This window comes from Bacillus sp. 1735sda2, assembly GCF_024159245.1.
Taxonomy (GTDB): Bacteria; Bacillota; Bacilli; order Bacillales; family Bacillaceae; genus Bacillus; species Bacillus pumilus_O.
In genome coordinates, this window is sequence record NZ_JAMYWZ010000001.1 from 2209007 (window position 1) to 2227240 (window position 18234).

Consider the following 18234-nt stretch of genomic DNA (forward strand, 5'->3'; position numbering starts at 1 on the left):
AACTTCGGCTGTTCATATCGTATTATAATTCCTTGTTTTTTGTCAACTGTAAATCAGGGCGAAGCGTCACAGCTTCTTCCAAGTACACATGCTGCACATCTTCCTGCTTTGTGTCTGTTTGGACCGTCATTAACACACGAATACAATGCTTTAGACCGCCATGAATGTCCAGCTCCTGCATACAAGTAACAGGCACATACGTCCACCCTTCAAACTGACGAAGGGCTTTTGCCGGAAAAACGGAGTGAATATCTTGTGTAGCTGAAATTAAAATCTGCACGACACGTTCTGGATCTACTTCATTTCTTGAAATAATCGCTTCTAGCAGCTGTTTCGTTTTGTTTAACACTTCTGTTTCTGTATCTTCTGTCACAGTTGTAGCCCCACGTATCCCGCGAAACATCATAGACATCCCTCCTCCCGTTTCCATTCATCGAGCCATTGATGCAGATCATCTTTTGTGAAAGACTGCAAGACAGCATCTCCAACCTGTTTTAATAAAACAAATTGAACGGTTCCACCTCTTGCCTTTTTATCACCAATCATCCGGTCAACAAATGTTTTCGTGGAAATATCTTGGGTGACTTGTACCGGAAATCCGAGTTTTTTCATCCACTCTTTTAGTTCCGTACGATGAAGGCTGAGCCCCAGCTTCTTTTCGCTCACATATAGCGCAAACTGCATGCCGATTGCAATAGCATCTCCGTGTGTAATAACGCCGTATCCATACTCTGCTTCAATGGCATGCCCAAGTGTATGACCTAAATTCAAAAATGCACGCACACCTTGTTCTCTTTCATCTTTTTGAACAATCGACGCTTTGACCTCAATGCCTTGATACAGCATATGTGCGAGCTCGCTTTTTGAGCATTCATCCAAAGAACGAATAGACATCAGCTCTTTTAAAAAGTCTTCACTTGAGATGAGGGCATGTTTGATGACCTCAGCAAAGCCTGACCTCATTTCAGTTTGAGATAGTGTCTCAAGCATGCTCGTATCATAAATGACGGCTTTCGGCTGATGAAACGCACCGATTAAATTTTTACCGAGAGGATGGTTAATCCCCGTTTTCCCGCCAACTGCACTGTCGTGTGCCAGCAGCGTCGTCGGAACTTGAATAAAATCAATACCTCTCATGTAACTAGCAGCAACAAAGCCAGCCAAATCGCCAATTACGCCGCCTCCAAGCGCAATGATACACGAGGAGCGATCTAGCTGAAATTGTATGGCTTTCGTATGAATATGCTCAAACTCAGCAAAAGATTTCGACTGCTCTCCGCTTGGCACAACCACTTTATGCACAGACCATTTTTGTTCAAGTAATCGAACCATTTCATCACCGTAAATGGCATCAACCGCTGTATCTGTGACGATTAAGAGCTTCGTATAGGAATGCCCCGTGGAAGTCATCAAGTCGACGATATTGCGTTTAATCCCATCACCGATGTATACAGGATAAGTAGCTGAAGACGTCTTAACTTCCAATGTTTTCATTAAAATTCCCTCTGAAGCTGGCGCATTTTTTCAACATTTTCTTTAATGCGGTCAATTTGATCAAGGCCAAACTGCTCCACTACAGCATTGGCGATTTCCCAAGCCACGACTGCTTCTGCGACAACACTTGCGGCAGGAACAGCACAGCTGTCAGAACGTTCAATACTTGCGGAGAAAGGTTCTTTTGTTTCAATGTCAACGCTTTGAAGCGGTTTGTAAAGCGTTGGGATTGGTTTCATGACCCCTCTTACGACAATTGGCATACCAGTTGACATTCCGCCTTCAAGACCACCTAAGCGATTTGTTTTTCTCGTATAGCCCTTTTCTTCATCCCAGATGATTTCATCATGGACCTCACTGCCATTTTTAGAAGCCGCCTCAAAGCCGATACCGAATTCAACCCCTTTAAAAGCGTTGATACTCAGGACAGCACCTGCAAGCTTGCTATCTAATTTGCGGTCATAGTGAACATAGCTCCCGACTCCAACAGGCATTCCTTCAACGATAACTTCCACAATTCCACCAATTGAATCACCATTTTTCTTCGCTTCATCAATGGCATCCATCATTTTTTGACCTGCTTCACTGTCGTAGCAGCGAACAGGTGACTCTTCCGTTACCTTTTGCAAATCTTCAATTGATTCATATGCCGTATGAGCTGCTTTCACTCCGCCAATTTCAAGAACGTGGCCTGCTACTTTGATTCCTAAATGAGCTAAGATTTGTTTAGCGACTGCGCCTGCTGCCACGCGAACAGTTGTCTCACGAGCTGATGAACGCTCTAATACGTTTCGCATATCACGGTGTCCATATTTAATCGCACCATTTAAATCCGCATGTCCTGGTCTAGGGCGTGAAATTTGACGCTTCATTTCACTTTCTTCTTCTTCTGTGATCGGCTCTGCCCCCATCACTTTTGTCCAATGCTTCCAGTCGTTGTTTTCAACGACAAGTGCAATAGGAGAACCTAATGTTTTCCCGTGGCGAACACCGCTTAATACTTTCGCTTGGTCTTTTTCTATCTGCATTCTTCTGCCGCGGCCGTGACCTTTTTGTCTTCTAGCCAATTCATAGTTAATGTCATCCTGCTCTATGTAAAGTCCCGCTGGAACGCCTTCAATAATTGTGGTCAATTGTGGACCATGTGATTCACCTGCTGTTAAGTATCTCATGACTTAATCTCCCTTCATCGCATTAACGCTTTTAAGTAAAACTATGATAACACACTTATGACTAAAAAGTCAGCTACATACCCTTCTTTTGATAAAAGAAAGTATCAGCAGATGTCAGTCCAAACTTTTCCGGGTGAAAAATTTGTTCAGTTGAACCAACAAATAATACGCCATTTGGTTTTAAACTATTGCTCATTTTCATGTAAATCTCTTCTTTTGCCTCTTCTGTAAAGTAGATAAGGACATTTCTGCACACGATAAGATCAAGCTGTTTTTCATAAGGATCTGCTAAAAGGTTGTGCTTTTTAAATTGAATATGCCTTCTCACTTCATCTTTCACAGTGTAAAATGAAGAATCTTCTTTTGTGAAATATTTTTGCTTGATTTGATCTGGTACCTCTTGTAGTGATCGTTCATGGTATCTTCCTTTTTGAGCTGATTGCAGCACTTTATCATCAATATCAGTTGCAATAATTTGGAAGTCCTTCACAAGTGGATGGCTTGATAGCAGCATTGAGAGTGTATATGGCTCCTCTCCTGTCGAACATGCCGCACTCCATATTTTCAAGGTCCCACCGTTTTTCGAAAGGAGTGGGAGAATTTTTTGATCAAGCACTTCCCAGCGCTGATAGTTTCGGTAAAATTCTGACACATTAATCGTCATTCGATCCATCGTCTCATCTAATAGTGCTCTATCCTTTTCAAGGGCAGCCGCAAAGGCTTCAAAATCTCTATAGCCTTTTTTATCATAAAGTGACGTTAATCTTCGTTTCATTTGTGCTTCTTTATATAAATTAAGATCCACTCCGGTTAGTTTTTTCCATTTCCCGACAAATACTTGATATTGATCCATCAAAGTCCTCTCCTGTCTCATCTATCTTTGTCCTAGTATAGCTGTTTTTATCGAAAATTTGTATCTTCTCATGCGAAATTTCGTGTAGAAATATTCATATAAAAAAGCCAAGGTGCTCATTTGATGAACACCTTGGCTTGAATTTTAATAAATCCAGCTTGAGATGGTTTGATCCCAGTTTGTAATTTCTTCTTGTTTGAAGAATAAGTTGATTTCTCTTTCAGCACTTTCTGGTGAGTCTGAACCATGGATAATGTTTTTTCCAACTGTCAATCCATAGTCTCCTCTTATCGTGCCCGGAAGCGCTTCCTTCGGGTTTGTTTTGCCGATCATCTGTCTTGTGACATCGACTACCTGTTCACCTTGCCATACCATTGCAAACACTGGTCCTGATGTAATAAAGTCAACCAATTCCCCGAAAAATGGTTTTTCTTTATGCTCTCCGTAATGTGTTTCTGCTACTTCTTTTGGAATACTCATTAGTTTTGCACCAACAAGCTGAAGCCCCTTTTTTTCGAATCTTGACACAATTTCACCGATTAATTGTCTTTCTACACCATCAGGTTTGACCATAAGAAATGTTTTGTCCATATACGTTCTCCACCCCGTCGTTTATGTATGTATAGGCTTACATTGTTACAAAGTGATCGTATCATTTTTTTATACAATAATCAATTTTTGACAAAAAATTTCACAAAAAAACCAATCAACAATATGTTGATTAGAATTTTCGTTTTCCAATATATTTGGCAATGGAAGCGAGTGATGTTCTTGCTCGCCCTCGAGGAAGTTTATCTAGCTGTTCGAATGCCTTTTTCAAATACATTTCACTCACTCGAATCGAGCGATCGATCGCATCTGTTTGTTTGAGATGTTCAATCACAGGCTTTAGCTGCATTTCTGTTGTTTCACTATTAATCAGCTTTAATTGGCCTTCGAGTGTAGGATTCTTCAGTGCATATAAGACTGGGAGTGTGACATTTCCTTGTAAAAGGTCCCCTCCAACAGGCTTACCAAGCTCTTCTTCAGTTGATGTGAAATCAAGCACATCATCAATGATCTGATAGGACATCCCGACATAGTAGCCAAACCAGTAAAGGGCTTTATGTGTTTTCTCATCTGTACCTGCTGCTATTGCACCTAACTGACAGCTACCTGCAATGAGTAAGGCTGTTTTTCGTTTGATTCTTCTTAAATATGTACGCAGGTTTTGATCCATATTGTATTTGTCTTTCACTTGCTCGATTTCACCAAGACAGAGCTCGACGACCATCTTTGACAAAATTTCATGTGCCATCGGATGATTGATCTTTGTCATATACTCAAGCGATCTTGCAAACATATAATCTCCTGTGTACATGGCAATTCGATTGTCCCATTTTGCCTTAATCGTTGGCTTGCCTCTTCTCAGCTCTGCATCATCAATGACATCATCGTGAACGAGCGATGCCATATGAATGAGCTCAAGCGCAACGGCAACATATTTAATTTTATTAATGTCGTAGTCGCCAAACATGCCTGAAAGGAGAACAAAAACGGGGCGGATTCGTTTTCCGCCCGCTTGCAGCAAATGAAGACCTGCTTCACTTAATAATGCATAATCAGAGCGAACTGTTTGTTCAAGCTCTTTTTCGATAATATCGATATCATGATTTAAAAAAAAGATCATTGCTTTTAGTTTCATTATTTTCACCCAAATATCGTTTATTCAAAGCTTCTTTCCGATATGTGTTGCTGCTACACCGCCTGTAAATGGATGATACGAGACATCAGACAGACCCGCCTCTTCGAAAAGAGCCGCCAGTTCTTTCATGCCAGGGAACGCTTTGGCTGATTCTTGAAGCCATGAATACTCCTGATAGCTTTTGGCAAACAGTTTACCAAAGAGCGGCATGATGTATTTGAAATAGACATAGTAGCCTTGTTTAAACCCAATCATTTCAGGTTGTGATGTCTCTAGACAGACAACCATTCCACCAGGCTTCACGACTCTTGTCATTTCTTTTAGCACCGTTAAGTAATCTGGGACGTTCCGTAGGCCAAAACCGATCGTGACATAATCAAATGTGTTATCCTCAAAAGGAAGCTCCATCGCATTTCCGTGGAGCAATTCAATTTGATTATAGCCCCCAGTCTTCACCTTCGTTTCTCCAACACTCAGCATATTTTTACTAAAATCAAGGCCCTTGACTTCACCTTTGTCTCCAACAGCATCAGCAAGCGCAATGGTCCAATCGGCAGTTCCGCAGCATACGTCTAATGCTTTGGCTCCTTTTTGAACATTCATGAGTTTCATTGTTTTATCGCGCCATTTTTTATGCTGCTTAAAGCTGATGACAGAGTTCATTTGATCGTAGTTTTTATAAATTTTTTCAAATACACCGTGTACTCGCTGTTCTTTTGATTGCTGCATGACTTACCCTTCTTCCACTTTCTGATGATACGCAGGTTCATTTTTCATATGATCCAGGCGATTTAATAGCTCTTTTTGAACGACCGGAGATGAAACAAGATGCTCCTTGATTGATCGTTTGGCCTTTTCATAGCCTTCATTCTCAAAGTTGTCAAAACATGTATAGGCGTCCGTATAGCTATCGTTCAAAAAAAGTTTTAAATGTTTGTCATCTTCTGCTTGTTTCATGAAACGCTTATAAACAAGGAAACGACTTGCAATCTCATTCCAATGCGTTAATTGAAAATGCTCAGAAACCCTTTGGAATAACGCAGACTCAACCGTTGCTACACTTTTATAAAAGTGCGCCGCATCTTGAATAGAACGATCATATAGTCTAATTTTATGTTCATTGATTTCTTTGATCGCCGTTGCGAGCGTGCGAATCATGTAGATGTCTTTCATGTCGGAGAGAAGAGAATAATAGAGACCGCTGAAATAGTCTCCTGCCAGGATAGTCAGCTGACGATTTTTGAATTCGTCTTGTTTGATCGCTGCAGCAGTTGTGACTTCGTCATGGGTATCAAGGGCAATTTGCACAAGCATCGCCGTTAAAATATAATTTTCTTTTTTCTCTGCATCAATTTGAGCTTCATCAAACATTGCATGAAAAAGAAGGAGCTTATCTTCATCGATGAGTGGCGCACGTAAATGTTTCGCCAAATAAGGATGAGAAAGCTTTTTATTTAATTTTATATTTAGATTAGATAAAATTCCGTAGATGTCTTGCAAAGATATCACCCTTGTCCCAAAAATTACAGTTTCATATGTAGCCCTGCACATTGTATAGAGATTTATTATACCATATCAGCTCTCACTTTGATGCTATCAAGTGCATTCAAGTATTTATTTCTTTGCTTCGCTTTGAATTTCCCCGAAGCTTGTTTGAATGACAGCATCGCCTCTTACTTTGATCGCTGACGTATGCTCAGTAAATTGTGCAATGATCACTTCACCTTTATCGAGCTTTTCGGAATGGTGAAACCTTGTGTCAGAGCCTCTAGTTAAGCCGATGACGTTTACACCATTTTCATTGGCTTTAATCACTACAAAATCAGATGCTTTATTTTCACTCAATCTGTTCACCTTCCATCTATTGAATTAGTCGTTTTTAATAAAGGAAAGCACTTCTGCTCTTGCCGCTGCATCATTTGCAAATGTACCGCGCACTGCTGAAGTCACTGTTTTTGCGCCTGGTTTTTTCACGCCGCGCATCGTCATACACATATGCTCTGCTTCAACGACAATCATCACGCCATGCGGATTGAGTGTTTCCACCATACTATCTGCAATGGTTGATGTGATGCGTTCCTGAAGCTGCGGGCGTTTGGCAACAGCCTCTACAGCTCTTGCAAGCTTGCTAAGCCCTGTCACTTTTCCGCCGCGCGGAATATAAGCGACATGAGCTTTTCCGTAAAAAGGTACAAGGTGGTGTTCACACATTGAATGGAAAGCAATATCTTTTACAAGAACGAGTTCTTCGTGGTCTTCACCAAAAATGGTTTTAAAATGTTCTTTTGGATCTTCATTTAATCCCGAGAACACTTCTTCGTACATTTTTGCTACTCGTTTAGGGGTATCAAGAAGTCCTTCACGATCTGGATCTTCTCCGATGGCTTTTAATATATCGCGTACTGCGTGTTCGATTAGTTCTTTATTTATTTCACTCATGTATTATATCCTCCAAAGGCGATTACATTTCAATCAGATTCTAGCACACTTCAGATCCTAAAAGCAAAGGAGAGCGTTCTAAACAAACCTTTTGATTCAAAAGGAAAAGCCCCTTATGAAAGGGGCTTTTCTAGACCAGTGCGAAACTGTATATGTATAACTCCTGCAATAGGATCATTACACATAACGATTATTTACCTGCCACCGCGTCTTTAAGTGCTTTACCTGGTTTGAAAGCAGGTACTTTGCTTGCAGGGATTTCGATCTCTGCACCAGTTTGTGGGTTACGTCCTTTACGAGCTGAACGCTCACGTACTTCAAAGTTACCAAAACCAATAAGTTGGATTTTGTCACCATTTTTAAGTGCATCTAAAATTGTATCAAAAACAGAATCAACTGCTTTTGTCGCGTCTTTTTTAGATAACTCGCTTGCTTCAGCAACCGCGTTAATAAGTTCTGTCTTGTTCATGCCTTTCACCTCCTCCCAAAAATATGCATTCAATAGATTGTTATCATTTCTTCACAATTCATCTTCTTTCTATACACTTTTTTCGAAAAAAATAGCGTCTAGAAAGCGGTATACATGGCTTTTCATTAGAAAACAACTCTTTGAAGGAATGTTTGTCCAACAAAGTGAAGATTTTCTGTAAGTAGATTAACACATATGAAATACCATATCAAGCATTTTAAAGGGAAGAATCCTTATTCGTCAAGGATTAAGGGCACTTTTACGAACGAATATTCCTAATTTCAACCTGAATCTGACTAATCTTTATACAATTGTCTTTTTATGACTCATTCCATACGCAAAAAAAGACCCCTGTCAATGAGAGGTCTCACATGCTATAGAATAATCGCGATCAAACCGCCTGATCCTTCGTTGATGATTCTTTCAAGTGTTTCTTTCAGTTTATATCTTGCATTTTCTGGCATCAGTGACAACTTTGCTTGAATGCCTTCTCTGACAAGGGAGCTGAGTGAGCGCCCAAATATATCAGAATTCCAAATCGAAAGCGGATCATCTTCAAAGTCTTGCATTAAGTAGCGGACGAGCTCTTCACTTTGTTTCTCAGTTCCGATAATCGGTGCAAATTCACTCTCTACATCTACCTTAATCATATGAATAGATGGTGCAACCGCCTTTAGTCTTACGCCGAATCTCGAACCCTGTCTTATGATTTCTGGCTCATCTAAACTCATATCTGACAAGGCCGGAGCCGCAATTCCGTATCCCGTCTGCTTCACCATTTTTAAAGCATCTGATACTTGATCATATTCTGTCTTCGCATGCGCAAAATCTTGCATGAGCTCTAGAAGATGGTCTTTCCCTCTAATTTCTACACCAACCACTTCTTTTAGAATATGGTCATATAGATCATCTGGGGCGTACAGGTCAATCTCCGCTATCCCTTGACCCATTTCAATTCCTGCTAAGCCTGCTCTTTCAATAAAGTCAAATTCACTGAATTGACCAACGACACGGTCAACATCTCTTAATCTTTTAATATCCTTTACGGTTTCTTTCACTGAGTCCTGATAGCTTTCTCTCAGCCAATGATCTTCTTTCAGCACCATGACCCAGCTTGGAAGGTTCACATTCACCTCTAGGACTGGGAATTCATATAATGCTTCACGAAGCACACTGAGGACATCTTGCTCTCTCATACTTTCTACACTCATGGCGAGTACTGGAATATCATATTTTTGGCTCAGTTCCTGCCGCAGCGCTTCTGTTTCAGGGTGATAGGGTCTCACAGAGTTGATCACCATAATAAACGGCTTTCCAACCTCTTTGAGTTCATCAATCACACGTTCTTCAGATTCAATATAATCATGTCTTGGGATTTCCCCAATGGAACCATCCGTTGTAATCACAACACCGATGGTTGAATGCTCTTGAATGACCTTGCGTGTGCCAATTTCCGCAGCTTCATGGAACGGGATTGGCTCTTCATACCACGGCGTGTTAATCATTCTTGGACCATTTTCATCTTCATACCCGCGCGCACCTGGGACAGTGTATCCTACACAATCGACAAGCCTGATGTTGACATCAAGACCGTCACTCACATGAATCGATGCCGCTTGATTCGGTACAAATTTTGGCTCAGTGGTCATAATGGTTTTTCCTGCTGCGCTTTGCGGCAATTCATCCTGTGCTCTTGCACGATCTGCCTCATTATTGATATTCGGGAGCACCACGAGCTCCATAAACTTTTTAATAAACGTAGATTTCCCTGTACGAACAGCGCCAACGACTCCTAAATATATATCGCCTCCTGTTCGTTCAGCGATATCCTTGAAAATATCGACTTTTTCCAAGTGATCCCCTCCCGGACTTGCTATCCTCGTTTTCAAATAAAATACTCTATTCTTCAATCAAACTTGCTTGAAAGGTGTCTGGACAATATATGTGTATGACGTTGTCCTATTTGAATATGACACCTTTTTTGTTTTGAGAGTATGTTTAGCCATAAAAAAACCTTTCTCCTCATTTATATGCAGAGGAAAAAGGTTCATTCTTGTTTATGAGGTCTTTTTTTCTAAAAAGTCGGGCTCGCCTTTTTTGTTGATGGTATATGGGACAGAAAACGCGGGTACAAACGGGGTTTCCTGCCAATAGACATCTTGAATGTTTTCACCTGGTTTCAACTTTTGTTTCGTATTCTTTAAAATATGAGCAAAATCACTGCGGTAGTCCACATAGATTTCGCCATTTGATGAAATCAGTAATGGGAGGGAATTCCCTGTCACAGGGCTCATGACCGTAGGCGGCGATTTTAAGCCTAGCTTTTTTTCATTTAACGTATATAAATTGTTTGATACGACTTTGCCGTATGGCGGATATGTATGTTCATCTTGATATAATTTGATCCTAAGCCGTAATTCACTGATGGTTTGCGTCATTTTGACATCAAGCAGTTTTACAGTTGGTTTTTTTTCGACGTCTGTGAGGACATAAATATATTCTCCCCCGCCTTCAAAGGAAGTAGACGGTACATCGTGTAAATATCTTGGTGACAAGCGCTTAAAGTCGATGACGTACTTCTGATAAACCGGCGTGTCTCCTTCTTTCGTTTCAATCGGCAAAAGACCATTTGTTGCTTTTTGAAATTCCTCAATCGCTGTCTGAACGCTTTGTAGCTGCTCTTCGTACGGCACACGGTTTTCAGTTTTGCGATTTTCTGGATACAGACAACCTGTTAGTAACATAAGTGCTAACAACGTGACACTGACTTTTGCTTTGATCATCACATTCTTCCTTTTCTTTATTCATTGACCGGCCCGCTAAATACAACTAAAAACACAATGATACCTGATATCAGCATCAAGCTATATGCGACGGTCGAGGCTGTTATTTTAAGAAACCGGCTCTTCAGCTTAAATCGACTGAAATAAATGGTTACTACAGCTAAAAACATGAGCCCCATTGAACCAAGTGCAAACCACATCTTGATTAAAGCAAAACTCATCGTGCCTGTCCCCCTTTAAAACGAACAAATTGTAAGCGTTTATATTTCATTCTAAACCAAAAATAAGGTAAATATCAATCATTTTTCCAATCATTCAGAAAAAAGCGCATAAAAAAACTGAAGCAAAGAGGGGGACTCCGCTTCAGTCATTAGGTCGACTATTTTTCCTCATTCTGTAGAGGCAAAGCTCTATTCAAACTTCATTGCTATGTTATGCAAGTCTTCCCCTTCTTGCATCCTCTACACGCCTAAGTTAGTCTTCCATTTATTTTGTTTGGTTCTCAAACATGTTCACAAGGTCTTCCATTTCATGTGTTTTCACACGTGCCATTAATGACTCGACAGCATCGTCCACCTTTTTCCCTTCAAACAGGACGTGGTAAAGAGCCTCTGTAATCGGCATGCTGACTTTGTATTCTTTGGAGAGCTGATAAGCGCCTTTTGTTGTACGGACGCCTTCAACGACCATCCCCATCTTCTCGAGCACTTCTTCAAGCTTATACCCTTTACCAAGCAGATTTCCGCAGCGCCAGTTACGTGAATGAACACTTGTACATGTCACAATCAAATCTCCAACGCCCGTTAAGCCCGCAAATGTCAGAGGATTCCCTCCCATTTTTGTACCGAGACGTGCGATTTCAGCGAGTCCTCTAGTGATGAGCGCCGCTTTTGCATTGTCACCATATCCAAGCCCGTCTGTGATTCCTGCCGCAAGAGCAATGATATTTTTCAGTGCGCCGCCAATTTCTACACCAATCACATCAGGGTTTGTATAGACTCTAAAGTTGTTGTTCATGAACAAATCTTGAACAAATTGAGCTGCTTCAATATTTTCTGATGAAACAGTGACAGTTGTCGGATGACGCAAGCCTACTTCCTCAGCGTGGCTCGGTCCTGATAAGACAACGACAGCTTCTCTTTTCTCGTCTGGGACTTCTTGTTCAATCATTTGAGATATTCTCAGAAGTGTATCTGGTTCAATCCCTTTACTTACATGAACAAACGGCACTTTTGACGTGATCAGCTCATTTGCCCGCTTCAACACTTCACGAATGGCCTTTGTAGGTACAGCGACAATAATAGCGTCTGTCCCCTCTAACGCCTGCTTCATGTCTGTCGTCGCCTTGATAGACGCTGGCAGTGCGACATTTGGCAAGTAATCATGATTTTCATGTTTCTCATCGATTTGGTCAATGAGCTCTTGTCTATGTCCCCACATGTGTACATCATGATGATTATCAGCTAATACAAGAGCAAGCGCTGTTCCCCAGCTTCCTGCTCCAAGTACTGTAATTTTCTTCATTCTGCTCACCCTTTTTATTTTCTCGCTCTCGCAAATATTTTAATCGGTGTTCCTTCAAAACCAAACGCATCTCGAATACGGTTTTCTAGGAAACGTTCATAAGAAAAGTGCATAAGCTCTGGATCGTTTACAAACACAACAAAGGACGGAGGCTTAATGGCCACCTGTGTCGCATAATAAATTTTCAGGCGCTGTCCATTGTGTGTCGGTGTTGGATTCATTGCGACTGCATCCATGATGATATCGTTCAAAATATTCGTTTGAACGCGCATCGCATGATTTTCACTAGCTGTAATAATGGACGGCATTAACGTATGAATTCTCTTTTTCGTGAGAGCAGACATAAATAAGACAGGTGCATAATCTAGGAATTGAAAATGCTCACGAATGTTTTGCTCAAATTCCTTCATCGTACGCTCATCTTTTTCAACAGCGTCCCATTTGTTCACAACGATTACAACGGCTTTACCAGCTTCGTGTGCATAGCCTGCAATACGTTTATCTTGCTCAATAATGCCTTCTTCACCGTCTAGAACAACAGCGACAACATCAGAACGATCAATGGCTTTTAATGCACGAAGCACACTGTATTTCTCTGTTGTTTCGTATACTTTTCCTTTTTTTCTCATACCTGCTGTATCAACAATGACAAAGTCACGCTGATTGTACGCAAACATCGTATCGACAGCATCTCTCGTTGTGCCGGCGATGTTGCTGACAATGACGCGGTCTTCTCCGAGCATCGCATTCACTAAAGAAGATTTCCCTACATTCGGGCGGCCAATTAAGCAGAACTGGACAACTTGTTCATCATACTGCGTATCTGGTAAGTTCTTAAAGTGTTCTGCAACTGCATCAAGTAGATCACCAAGACCTAATCCGTGCGTTCCAGAAATCGGATATGGCTCACCAAACCCTAGTGCATAAAAGTCATACACATCACTTCTCATTTCAGGGTTGTCCAGTTTATTAACAGCAAGTACAACTGGCTTTTTCGTGCGATATAAAATTTTTGCGACTTCTTCATCCGCTGATGTCACACCATCTCGGCCATTCACCATAAAGATGATGACATCCGCTTCATCCATTGCAATTTCTGCTTGATGGCGAATTTGCGCTAAAAATGGCTCATCACCAATATCAATTCCACCAGTATCTATTAAGTTAAAGTCATAATTTAACCATTCAGCAGAGCTATAAATTCGATCTCTTGTTACACCAGGTGTGTCTTCTACAATCGATATTCTTTCGCCTGCGATTCGATTAAAAATTGTAGATTTTCCAACGTTGGGCCTTCCAACAATGGCTACGACAGGTTTACCCATAGTACCCTTCCTTTCAATCCAGCCGCGATTCAATATGTTCATCATCATGTTTCAACCGGGATTTAAAATTTTCATTCAGTTTTATGAAATAAACCCTTCAAACATGAAGGGTTCAACTTATATATTATATCAATTTTTAATCAGACCACAATGAATAACTTAAAAATGTTTGACAATCAAGTAAAGATCTTCTCCAATTCCGTGTGCAATGCCATCTAAAATGGCCTCTAAATTCATCGCGTACATGTCGAGTTCTTCTTTATTTTCACAGAAAAAAACTGCTGTTCCGCCCATGACTCGCTCTTTATTTGTTGTAGCCACAGCGAGTATAAATTGTTCAATGGTGTTCGCCATGCCCTATTACCTCACTTTCTTTTTTATGAACTCTGTCGGCATTCTGATGGCATTTTCTAAAATGGGTACTTCTTCTAATACACGGACAGCCAGATCTTCACGATACCATTGCGGTAAAATGAACACACCAAGTGTGCCGTTATTTAGATCTCGTTTTGCGAGCGGACAGAGCGAAGGTTCACCAGAGTCGCGATACACACCAAGTACATTGGATAAATCAAATAAGATGGCTTGCCGCTGCCCAAGGTTAGCAATTGTTGTGGCTGCGTTGAAATTTTTCGGTGTCAAAACAAAACCCATCCCATGCTCTAAAATGAGCTTTTGCTTTTCGGGCAGTCCGATATTCATGATGTAAATATCATTCACATAAAGCCCTGCCCCATCAAAGCGGAGCTCTCCTTTTTGTATGTTGACAATATCCTTTAATTGACTGCCAGACATTAATAGCTTTGCCAAGAAAAAACAAAGAATACCGACCACTGTCCCAATAATGAGCGAGAAGAAAATGCAAGCTGTGGTCGTAATCAGCGCCGTGAGAATCGCAATATAATTTCGACTTTCAAAGGCAATGGCAATGCCTTCTATATATGTACTACCTCTTGATACTAGCTCATATGAATCCATCTGAGTTAACGTATTTCTTTCCATATTGCGGACATCTCGGAATTGCGTGGCCGCCAGTGTGAGAAACGTAATCGCCGTAAATTCCTCCTGAATGAGTGCAGGCATAATGATCGCACCAAGTCCTGAAGCGATAAAACCAAGCGCAATGTGAATTACTTGTCCATGAATATACGTAGGATATTGCCGGTAATCTGTTCTTAACATATAAAGCCTTGCCGCCATCCCAAAGATGACACCAATAATCACAGGAAACGTATAATCCGTCATGTTGATTTTGCAGCCCCTTTTACTGGTTTTCTTGATGAACGGGCGTTCAAGAGCTTTTCAAGCTGATCGACACCTAATAGGAAGATGGACCCTTGAACAACAAGGGACAGAAAAGAGAGATCTCCTATGACAATCGATGATGTCAGGCGGTGAATCGTGAGCGCATAAAGGGCTTCGCCAAGACATATAGACATCATCCATAAGGTGACTCGTTCCTTGAAATCATGTCCATATGTCAAAGACATTAAGATCAGCAAGGCAAATACGACCCAATCCACTTTTATTAGCGTGAACCAAACCGGGTCATATAATGCAAAAATCATAAAAAAGGCATATGCGCTCACCATAGAACCTAATTGTATGATTCTCATTATTTGATGACCAGACCGGCATAGAACAAAACCTGCACATGCATATAAAAAGGTCATCAAGTACCCCGCATTCAGGCTCATGTCAAACATGGATATCATGAAATGACTACATATAATATGGACAAGAACACAGATGCCTAACACATTGCGCCATAAGCTTTTTTCCATAATAAATGTCACGATAATCCAAACGAACCATATGGACCAATAATAGTACAAAGCTTCCAACGTCTCATCACCTCAATTACATTATGGGAAAATCACCATTTTTTAAACGTAAGGGATCGCTTTGGGCATTGTATGAAAAAAACAAGAGGTGACACCCTAATGGATGAGGAGGGATGTATGATGGGAAGAGATAGACAAGAAAAACGTTTAAAGGCATCAAAAAGAGTGGAATCCGACCGTGATCAATCCATTCATTATAAAGGGGCAACAGCATTAGAAGGTCCAGATAGCGCACGAAAAAGAAATCAATAAAAAAAGCATGTGATCACCACATGCCTTAGATGAAAAAGGGCTAAACTCGCTTTAACCCTTTTTCTTATTTGTTCTTACACTATAGTACGTTGTGTCGATGCCTCTTTCTTTGAGCCAATGACATGTATCACCTGAAATGACTACTTGGGTTTGTCTCAGTTCTTTAATGGTCTTCGCGCCAAGGACTGTCATCATCATCTTCACATCTTCTTGAAGATCTATCATATCTGCGATGAGACCTTTCTCCCCACCGTCAGTCAGTGATTTTAAGAAAAAGCCAGCTAGACCAGCAGCGGATGCGCCAAGAGCAATTGATTTTGTGACATCAAGGGCGTCTTGTATACCTCCCGAGGCTAAAACCGTTTGGTCTGGAAAACTTGTATGTACTTCAGCAAGACTCGCTGCAGTTGGAATCCCCCATTGATCAAAATAATGAAGGGCTTTTTGGCGGCGAAGATTTTCGATCTTAGAAAAGTTCGTACCACCAAATCCCCCTATATCAACGGCAGCAACCCCAGCATGAAATAACTTTTTGGCCGTTTCCTTGCTCATGCCAAATCCAACTTCTTTTACGACAACAGGCACACCAACTGATTCGGCGATAGCTGCGATGCGCTCAAGTGCCCCCCTGAAATCACGGTCTCCTTCAGGCATGACAATCTCTTGAATCACATTTAAATGAATCTGGAGCATATTGGCCTCCAGCATCTCAACTGCTTCCTTCGCTTGTTTGATCGTTGCCTCACTGCCTAAGTTCGCAAAGACAATTCCATTTGGATTCACTTTTCGAACAACTTCATACGTACGTCTTTCTTCTTTATCTTTCAGCGCAGCCATTTGTGATCCAACTGCCACCGGAATATTGGTTTCCTTCGCTGCGATTGATAAAGAGCGATTTATCTCATAGGTCGATTTTCCGCCCCCGCCAGTCATTGCATTGATAAAAATTGGCGAACCGAAAGTCAGTCCGCCAATTGTTGTATGTGTATCAATTTGTGATGTCGCAAGATCTGGTAAACCGACGTGAACGAAGGAAACATCTTTTAAACCTGTTTCTGCATGCTGTCCAGTGGACAAGGCATGTTCAATATGCTGTTTCTTTCTTTCTGCTCGCGTCAATTTTGATCACCAAATTATTTTAATTTATTGAGCTTATCGCCGATCAGGTCACCAAGCTGGAATCCGCTTGTGTTTTCTTCTTTCGCCTGATATTGACGATAATTCTCTTCGATTTGTTTTTCAGGATTTTCTTCTAAATCACGAATGCTTAGTGAAATGCGTTCTTCATCTTCATTCACATCAAGCACTTTGACTTTCACAGTTTGCCCTTCTTCAAGGACTTCATGCGGTGTACCGATATGTTTATGAGAGATTTGGGAAATATGCACAAGTCCTTCGACGCCTGGCGTAATTTCAACAAATGCACCAAAGCTTACAAGACGTTGGACAGTTCCTTCAAGCACATCACCTTGTTTTACCTTTTCGCCAATCTGGCTCCAAGGTCCTGGTAACGTTTCTTTAATAGATAGTGAGATACGCTCGTTATCACGATCAACAGCTAGTACTTTGACCTGGACTTCCTGGCCTTCTTCCACTACGTCAGATGGCTTTTCAACATGCGCATGGGATAGTTGAGAAATGTGAACCAATCCATCAATGCCACCAATGTCTACAAATGCACCAAAATCAGTAAGGCGTTGCACTTTACCGTCAATCACACTGCCTACCTCAAGTTTTTGCAAGAAGTCTTGCTTTTTGTCTAATTGCTCTTGCTCCACTACTGCTCGGTGCGAGAGAATTACACGATTCTTTTCGCGGTCAAGTTCAACCACGACCAGTGAGAGTGTTTTACCTTTGTAGTCTGAAAAGTCCTCAACATAGTGCGCTTCTACAAGAGATGCAGGAATAAATCCACGCACACCAATATCTACGACAAGACCACCTTTTACAACGTCTTTTACTTCAGCTTCAAATACTTCTTTTGTTTCAAACTTTTTCTCTAGGTCTTCCCAAGCGCGGTCTGCATCAACAGCACGTTTCGATAAAATCAAAGCATCGTCTTCGACTTTGGTTACTTTAAGCTCTAATTCGTCGCCATCTTTCACGACATCTGATGCTTTTTCAACGTGAAGACTTGATAATTCACTGATTGGGATGATCCCAGGCTGTTTCACATTGACGATATCTACATTGACATGCTTGTCCTCAACTTTAGAAACAATCCCTTTCACTACATCTCCAACCTCTGGTACCTGAACATCGATTTGATTCATTTCCTCTGTCATTTCGATAACCTCCTTGGTCCAAACCTACACAGCTTAGTTAAAACGACTGGGTGAATATGTGTCTTAAGCATGATGATTGCCAGCCGAGTATGTATTATAGAAACATTCAA

The 18234-nt window shown here is 41.1% G+C and carries 22 protein-coding genes; 1 reads left to right on the forward strand and 21 read right to left on the reverse strand.

All coding sequences use genetic code 11. The annotated features are described in order from the left end of the window. Positions 1–22 precede the first annotated feature (22 nt). The 19 genes from aroH to NKR21_RS11445 all read right to left on the reverse strand — a co-directional run bounded on the left by aroH (position 23) and on the right by NKR21_RS11445 (position 15587). Positions 23–406 (reverse strand): chorismate mutase, encoded by a 384-nt coding sequence (gene aroH, locus NKR21_RS11355; protein WP_012010381.1) that lies wholly within the window; start codon positions 404–406, stop codon positions 23–25. Next, positions 403–1494: a 3-dehydroquinate synthase gene (gene aroB, locus NKR21_RS11360; protein ID WP_012010382.1), complete on the reverse strand. Its 1092-nt coding sequence runs from the start codon at positions 1492–1494 to the stop codon at positions 403–405. The genes aroH and aroB overlap by 4 nt, the downstream gene beginning before the upstream one ends. Continuing rightward, entirely contained in the window at positions 1494–2666 is a 1173-nt protein-coding gene (gene aroC, locus NKR21_RS11365) for a chorismate synthase (RefSeq protein WP_012010383.1), read from the reverse strand. Before aroC ends, aroB begins: the two co-directional genes overlap by 1 nt. Positions 2667–2739: 73 nt before the next feature. After that, positions 2740–3519: a CheR family methyltransferase gene (locus tag NKR21_RS11370; protein WP_012010384.1), complete on the reverse strand. Its 780-nt coding sequence runs from the start codon at positions 3517–3519 to the stop codon at positions 2740–2742. A 144-nt stretch (positions 3520–3663) separates the two neighbouring features. Further along, positions 3664–4110, reverse strand: a complete 447-nt coding sequence (gene ndk, locus NKR21_RS11375; RefSeq protein ID WP_012010385.1) for a nucleoside-diphosphate kinase — start codon at positions 4108–4110, stop codon at positions 3664–3666. Between the two features lie 130 nt (positions 4111–4240). Further along, a complete protein-coding gene (gene hepT, locus NKR21_RS11380; RefSeq protein WP_144457953.1) occupies positions 4241–5203 on the reverse strand; it encodes a heptaprenyl diphosphate synthase component II in 963 nt (320 codons plus the stop codon). 24 nt (positions 5204–5227) lie between these two features. Further along, positions 5228–5932: a demethylmenaquinone methyltransferase gene (locus tag NKR21_RS11385; RefSeq protein WP_003215527.1), complete on the reverse strand. Its 705-nt coding sequence runs from the start codon at positions 5930–5932 to the stop codon at positions 5228–5230. Between the two features lie 3 nt (positions 5933–5935). Further along, complete coding sequence (locus NKR21_RS11390) at positions 5936–6703, reverse strand: heptaprenyl diphosphate synthase component 1 (protein WP_003215666.1); 768 nt, start codon at positions 6701–6703, stop codon at positions 5936–5938. Between the two features lie 114 nt (positions 6704–6817). Beyond that, complete coding sequence (gene mtrB, locus NKR21_RS11395; RefSeq protein WP_003216082.1) at positions 6818–7048, reverse strand: trp RNA-binding attenuation protein MtrB; 231 nt, start codon at positions 7046–7048, stop codon at positions 6818–6820. A 24-nt stretch (positions 7049–7072) separates the two neighbouring features. Then, positions 7073–7642, reverse strand: a complete 570-nt coding sequence (gene folE / locus NKR21_RS11400) for a GTP cyclohydrolase I FolE (protein WP_003215789.1) — start codon at positions 7640–7642, stop codon at positions 7073–7075. Positions 7643–7832: 190 nt separating this feature from the next. Next, positions 7833–8111: a non-specific DNA-binding protein Hbs gene (gene hbs / locus NKR21_RS11405; RefSeq protein ID WP_003215863.1), complete on the reverse strand. Its 279-nt coding sequence runs from the start codon at positions 8109–8111 to the stop codon at positions 7833–7835. Positions 8112–8485: 374 nt separating this feature from the next. Further along, positions 8486–9964 (reverse strand): stage IV sporulation protein A, encoded by a 1479-nt coding sequence (spoIVA, locus tag NKR21_RS11410; protein WP_008344534.1) that lies wholly within the window; start codon positions 9962–9964, stop codon positions 8486–8488. A gap of 204 nt (positions 9965–10168) precedes the next feature. Then, entirely contained in the window at positions 10169–10894 is a 726-nt protein-coding gene (locus tag NKR21_RS11415; RefSeq protein ID WP_088000980.1) for a hypothetical protein, read from the reverse strand. A gap of 17 nt (positions 10895–10911) precedes the next feature. After that, positions 10912–11115 carry a DUF2768 domain-containing protein gene (locus NKR21_RS11420; protein ID WP_034318888.1) on the reverse strand — a complete coding sequence of 68 codons (204 nt, stop codon included), beginning with the start codon at positions 11113–11115 and terminating at the stop codon, positions 10912–10914. A gap of 265 nt (positions 11116–11380) precedes the next feature. Then, positions 11381–12418: an NAD(P)H-dependent glycerol-3-phosphate dehydrogenase gene (locus NKR21_RS11425; protein ID WP_088000979.1), complete on the reverse strand. Its 1038-nt coding sequence runs from the start codon at positions 12416–12418 to the stop codon at positions 11381–11383. 14 nt (positions 12419–12432) lie between these two features. Next, positions 12433–13743, reverse strand: coding sequence for a ribosome biogenesis GTPase Der (gene der, locus NKR21_RS11430; RefSeq protein WP_012010393.1), 1311 nt, complete (start codon positions 13741–13743; stop codon positions 12433–12435). Between the two features lie 159 nt (positions 13744–13902). Continuing rightward, a complete protein-coding gene (locus NKR21_RS11435) occupies positions 13903–14097 on the reverse strand; it encodes a capping complex subunit for YIEGIA (protein ID WP_003215794.1) in 195 nt (64 codons plus the stop codon). A gap of 6 nt (positions 14098–14103) precedes the next feature. Beyond that, positions 14104–14988 carry a YIEGIA family protein gene (locus NKR21_RS11440; RefSeq protein WP_012010394.1) on the reverse strand — a complete coding sequence of 295 codons (885 nt, stop codon included), beginning with the start codon at positions 14986–14988 and terminating at the stop codon, positions 14104–14106. Then, complete coding sequence (locus NKR21_RS11445) at positions 14985–15587, reverse strand: YphA family membrane protein (protein ID WP_012010395.1); 603 nt, start codon at positions 15585–15587, stop codon at positions 14985–14987. The genes NKR21_RS11440 and NKR21_RS11445 overlap by 4 nt, the downstream gene beginning before the upstream one ends. A gap of 120 nt (positions 15588–15707) precedes the next feature. Here NKR21_RS11445 and NKR21_RS11450 point away from each other — a divergent pair, with 120 nt between their 5' ends. Then, a complete protein-coding gene (locus NKR21_RS11450) occupies positions 15708–15839 on the forward strand; it encodes a YpzI family protein (protein WP_081112329.1) in 132 nt (43 codons plus the stop codon). A 51-nt stretch (positions 15840–15890) separates the two neighbouring features. Here the strand turns inward: NKR21_RS11450 and fni are convergent, their stop codons facing one another. Both fni and rpsA read right to left on the reverse strand, forming a co-directional pair. Continuing rightward, positions 15891–16958, reverse strand: a complete 1068-nt coding sequence (fni, locus tag NKR21_RS11455) for a type 2 isopentenyl-diphosphate Delta-isomerase (protein WP_144457955.1) — start codon at positions 16956–16958, stop codon at positions 15891–15893. 14 nt (positions 16959–16972) lie between these two features. Then, positions 16973–18124: a 30S ribosomal protein S1 gene (gene rpsA, locus NKR21_RS11460; protein ID WP_144457957.1), complete on the reverse strand. Its 1152-nt coding sequence runs from the start codon at positions 18122–18124 to the stop codon at positions 16973–16975. Positions 18125–18234 lie beyond the last annotated feature (110 nt).

Bases quoted from the DNA above. Each gene is read 5' to 3' on its own strand.
- ndk (WP_012010385.1), bottom strand. From the start codon at position 4,110: ATGGACAAAACATTTCTTATGGTCAAACCTGATGGTGTAGAAAGACAA.
- folE (WP_003215789.1), bottom strand. From the start codon at position 7,642: ATGAGTGAAATAAATAAAGAACTAATCGAACACGCAGTACGCGATATA.
- NKR21_RS11370 (WP_012010384.1), bottom strand. From the start codon at position 3,519: ATGGATCAATATCAAGTATTTGTCGGGAAATGGAAAAAACTAACCGGA.
- NKR21_RS11385 (WP_003215527.1), bottom strand. From the start codon at position 5,932: ATGCAGCAATCAAAAGAACAGCGAGTACACGGTGTATTTGAAAAAATT.
- rpsA (WP_144457957.1), bottom strand. From the start codon at position 18,124: ATGACAGAGGAAATGAATCAAATCGATGTTCAGGTACCAGAGGTTGGA.
- NKR21_RS11435 (WP_003215794.1), bottom strand. From the start codon at position 14,097: ATGGCGAACACCATTGAACAATTTATACTCGCTGTGGCTACAACAAAT.
- NKR21_RS11415 (WP_088000980.1), bottom strand. From the start codon at position 10,894: ATGATCAAAGCAAAAGTCAGTGTCACGTTGTTAGCACTTATGTTACTA.
- hbs (WP_003215863.1), bottom strand. From the start codon at position 8,111: ATGAACAAGACAGAACTTATTAACGCGGTTGCTGAAGCAAGCGAGTTA.
- NKR21_RS11440 (WP_012010394.1), bottom strand. From the start codon at position 14,988: ATGACGGATTATACGTTTCCTGTGATTATTGGTGTCATCTTTGGGATG.
- hepT (WP_144457953.1), bottom strand. From the start codon at position 5,203: ATGAAACTAAAAGCAATGATCTTTTTTTTAAATCATGATATCGATATT.
- NKR21_RS11450 (WP_081112329.1), top strand. From the start codon at position 15,708: ATGGGAAGAGATAGACAAGAAAAACGTTTAAAGGCATCAAAAAGAGTG.
- aroC (WP_012010383.1), bottom strand. From the start codon at position 2,666: ATGAGATACTTAACAGCAGGTGAATCACATGGTCCACAATTGACCACA.
- aroB (WP_012010382.1), bottom strand. From the start codon at position 1,494: ATGAAAACATTGGAAGTTAAGACGTCTTCAGCTACTTATCCTGTATAC.
- NKR21_RS11420 (WP_034318888.1), bottom strand. From the start codon at position 11,115: ATGAGTTTTGCTTTAATCAAGATGTGGTTTGCACTTGGTTCAATGGGG.
- NKR21_RS11425 (WP_088000979.1), bottom strand. From the start codon at position 12,418: ATGAAGAAAATTACAGTACTTGGAGCAGGAAGCTGGGGAACAGCGCTT.
- aroH (WP_012010381.1), bottom strand. From the start codon at position 406: ATGATGTTTCGCGGGATACGTGGGGCTACAACTGTGACAGAAGATACA.
- der (WP_012010393.1), bottom strand. From the start codon at position 13,743: ATGGGTAAACCTGTCGTAGCCATTGTTGGAAGGCCCAACGTTGGAAAA.